The organism is Streptomyces sp. WAC04114 (assembly GCF_019733245.1).
GTDB lineage: Bacteria > Actinomycetota > Actinomycetes > Streptomycetales > Streptomycetaceae > Streptomyces > Streptomyces massasporeus_A.
In genome coordinates this window covers 1-3,177 of the sequence record NZ_JAIGQA010000329.1, presented here as the reverse complement: position 1 = coordinate 3,177, position 3,177 = coordinate 1, and the positions used below count along the sequence as shown (strand labels likewise).

The following is a 3,177-nucleotide window of genomic DNA, read 5'->3' as shown; positions in this document are numbered from 1 at the left end:
GTGTGGGATCTGCCTCCTACGTATGTGCTGGGGGCCGGTGACCGGGTGGTGCTGGCGGCGACGCGGCGGGGGTTGGCCGAGTTGCTGGGGCGGAGGCGTCGGGAGCGGGCGGGGGCGTAGACGCCGAGTGAGCTTCGCCGCCCGGCGGCACGAGGTGCGCTCGGTGACGCCGAGCGGGTCGTCGCCCGGCGTCACCGGATACCCGGCGGTGCGCTGAGGCCGGGGCGTTGCGCAACCCGGCGTAGCGGGGTGCGCCCGCGCCCACCCGTGCCGCCCCAGCGGCACGACTGCCCGCGGGAGAGGCGGTTACTGGGCGCTCCCCCGCCCCTTCAGGTGCCTCTCCGCGAACTCCAGCTCCAACCGGACCTGCTTGATGCGTTCGTCCACCACCAGGGAGCCGTGACCGGCGTCGTACCGGTACACCTCGTGCACCGCGCCTCTCGTCTCCAGGCGCTTGACGTAGTTCTCGATCTGGCGGATCGGGCAGCGGGGGTCGTTGACCCCGGCCGAGATGTAGACCGGGGCCTTGACCTGGTCGACGTAGGTGAGGGGGGAGGACGCCTCGAAGCGGTCGGGCACCTCCTCCGGCGTGCCGCCGAGGAGCGTGCGGTCCATCGCCTTCAGCGCTTCCATCTCGTCGTGGTACGCCGTGACGTAGTCGGCGACGGGCACCGCCGCGATGCCCAGCGTCCACGCGTCGGGCTGGACGCCGAGGCCGAGCAGGGTGAGGTAGCCGCCCCAGGAGCCGCCGGTGAGGACCAGGCGCTCGGGGTCGGCGAGACCGGACGTGACGGCCCACTCACGGACCGCGGCGATGTCCTCCAGCTCGATGAGGCCGACACGGTGCTTCAGGGCGTCCGTCCAGGCACGGCCGTAGCCCGTGGAACCGCGGTAGTTGACACGGATCACCGCATAGCCGTGATCGACCCAGGCCGCCGGGCCCGCCGCGAAGGAGTCACTGTCGTGCCAGGTGGGGCCGCCGTGGATGTCGAAGACCGTGGGGAGCGGGCCGGTCACGCCCTGCGGCTTCTGGACGAGGGCGTGGATACGGCCTCCCGGGCCCTCCACCCACACGTCCTCCACCGGCACCGAGCCGGGCGACTTCATGCCGGGCGGGTCGAGCACGACACCGCCCGTCGTGGAGCGCACCGCCGACGGCGCGGCCGACGAGGACCACAGGAACTCCACGCTGCCGTCGGGCCGGGCCGTCGCACCCGACACCGTGCCCTTCGGGGTGGGGATCTCCGAGAGGGCGCGGCCGGCCAGGTCGTAGCGGAACAGCTCGCTGCGGGCCTCGAAGCTGTGCGCGATGAGCAGGCCGATGCCGTCCGGGTACCACTCGGCGCTGACGTCGCCCGGCAGCTCCAGCGCCAGGTCCGTCTGCTCGCCGGTGGCCACGTCCCACACCATGGGCTCCCAGCGGCCCCGGCGCTGGTGGCCGATGAGCAGGCGCGTGTCGCCGTCGACGGGGGCGAAGCCGAGGACCTCCAGGCCCAGCTCGCGGGTGCCGCCCTCGGTGTCGTCGAGGTCGGCGACCGCCGTGCCGTCGGGGCGCAGGACGCGCAGCGCCGAGTGCATCGCGTCGCCGTGCTCGGTGTGCTCGATCGCGATGAGCGAGCCGTCGTGGGAGAGGTCGCCGACGCCGGCCGACTCGCGGTGCCGGTAGATCTCCACCGGGTCCTCGCCGGTGCGCACGAGGTGGATGGTCGTGCCGTCCTCGTCCGTGGAACGGCCCACGACCGCCGTCCGCCCGTCGCGGCCGAGGGCGAGGCCGGCCGGGTAGGAGGGCTCCAGGCCCGCGGCGGCCGGTTCGTCCGCGCCGCCCGTGAAGGGCTGGCGGCGCCATACGCCGAACTCGTCGCCGTCCTTGTCGTCGAACCACCAGATCCACGCGCCGTCCGGGGACAGCACGCCGTCCGTCGTGCCGTTCGGCCGGTCCGTCACCTGGCGCTGCTCGCCCGTCGACCGGTCCCAGGCGTACAGCTCGTACGTCCCGGTCGCGTTCGAGACGAACAGGGAGTGGTCCGGCGCGTCCTCCGCCCAGTCGGGCAGGGACACCCGGGGCGCCCGAAAGCGCTTCTCCCAGTCCGGCATCCGCTCCTGCCGTCCCGCCTGTACCGCTTGCTCGTGCTGGTCCCGCTGATCCCGCACGTCGGACCCGTTGCTCTCAGTCATGGCCCCATACTGCCCGCCCCGGCCGACAATTCGCTGGCGAGGTCCCCAGCCTGTGGATAACCTCCACCGGTCCCCCCTCCGAGCAGGTCAGGAGTCGCACCCTTGTACTCCCCCACCCCGGCCGACTGGAAAGAGGCCAACCGCGCCCACTGGGACGAGAGGGTGCCGCTGCACGTGGCCGGTGATTTCTACGATCTGGACGCCTTCCGGGCCGGTCATGACCCCCTGCGTGACTTCGAGCTCGCCGAGGTGGGCGAAGTCGGCAACCGCTCTCTGCTGCATCTGCAGTGCCACATCGGCCTCGACACGCTGTCCTGGGCGCGGCACGGCGCCGCCCGCGTCGTCGGTCTCGACTTCTCCGAACCCGCCGTCGACCTGGCCCGCGGTCTCGCGCGCGACCTCGGTCTCGGGCCGGACCGGGCGGCGTTCGTCACGGCGGACGTGTACGACGCGGTGGCCGCGGTCCCGGACCCGTCGTACGACGTCGTGTACACCGGCGTCGGCGCGCTGTGCTGGCTGCCCGACATCGGGCGCTGGGCTCAGACCGTCGCCGCGCTCGTGGCCCCCGGCGGGTTCCTCTACCTCTCCGAGTTCCACCCGCTCACCGACGTTCTCGACGACGAGACCGGCTCGCGGATCACGCACGACTACTTCGCCCGGGACGCCTGGGTCGAACAGAGCGCGGGATCGTACGCGGCCGAGGGCGTCGAGTTCACGCACAGCCGGCGGGTCGAGTGGCAGCATCCGGTCGGCGAGGTCGTCTCGGCGCTCGCGGCGGCCGGGCTGCGGATCGAGTTCCTGCACGAGCACGACGTGTCGCTGTTCCGGCGGTTCGGGAGCTTCGAGCGGCGGGACGGCTACTTCCGCTTTCCGCCGGGCCGGCCGCGGATTCCGCTGATGTACTCGATCCGCGCCCGCAAGGACTGACCGTGTGAGGACCGCCCAAGCGCGGCCTTCCCACCGTCCGGAACCGCCCGCCGCCCGCGCCCCCCTTGCCGACCC

2 protein-coding genes are annotated in these 3,177 nt (G+C 73.0%); one reads left to right on the top strand and one right to left on the bottom strand.

Going from position 1 to position 3,177, the window contains the following annotated elements:
- Positions 1-306 precede the first annotated feature (306 nt).
- Positions 307-2,175, bottom strand: a complete 1,869-nt coding sequence (locus K4G64_RS38815) for a prolyl oligopeptidase family serine peptidase (RefSeq protein WP_221760550.1) — start codon at positions 2,173-2,175, stop codon at positions 307-309.
- Positions 2,176-2,277: 102 nt separating this feature from the next.
- Here K4G64_RS38815 and K4G64_RS38810 point away from each other — a divergent pair, with 102 nt between their 5' ends.
- Positions 2,278-3,102: a bifunctional 2-polyprenyl-6-hydroxyphenol methylase/3-demethylubiquinol 3-O-methyltransferase UbiG gene (locus K4G64_RS38810; protein ID WP_221760549.1), complete on the top strand. Its 825-nt coding sequence runs from the start codon at positions 2,278-2,280 to the stop codon at positions 3,100-3,102.
- Positions 3,103-3,177: the final 75 nt, after the last annotated feature.

Excerpts from the sequence above, each read along its gene's own strand:
- K4G64_RS38815 (WP_221760550.1), bottom strand. The coding sequence starts at position 2,175 with ATGACTGAGAGCAACGGGTCCGACGTGCGGGATCAGCGGGACCAGCAC.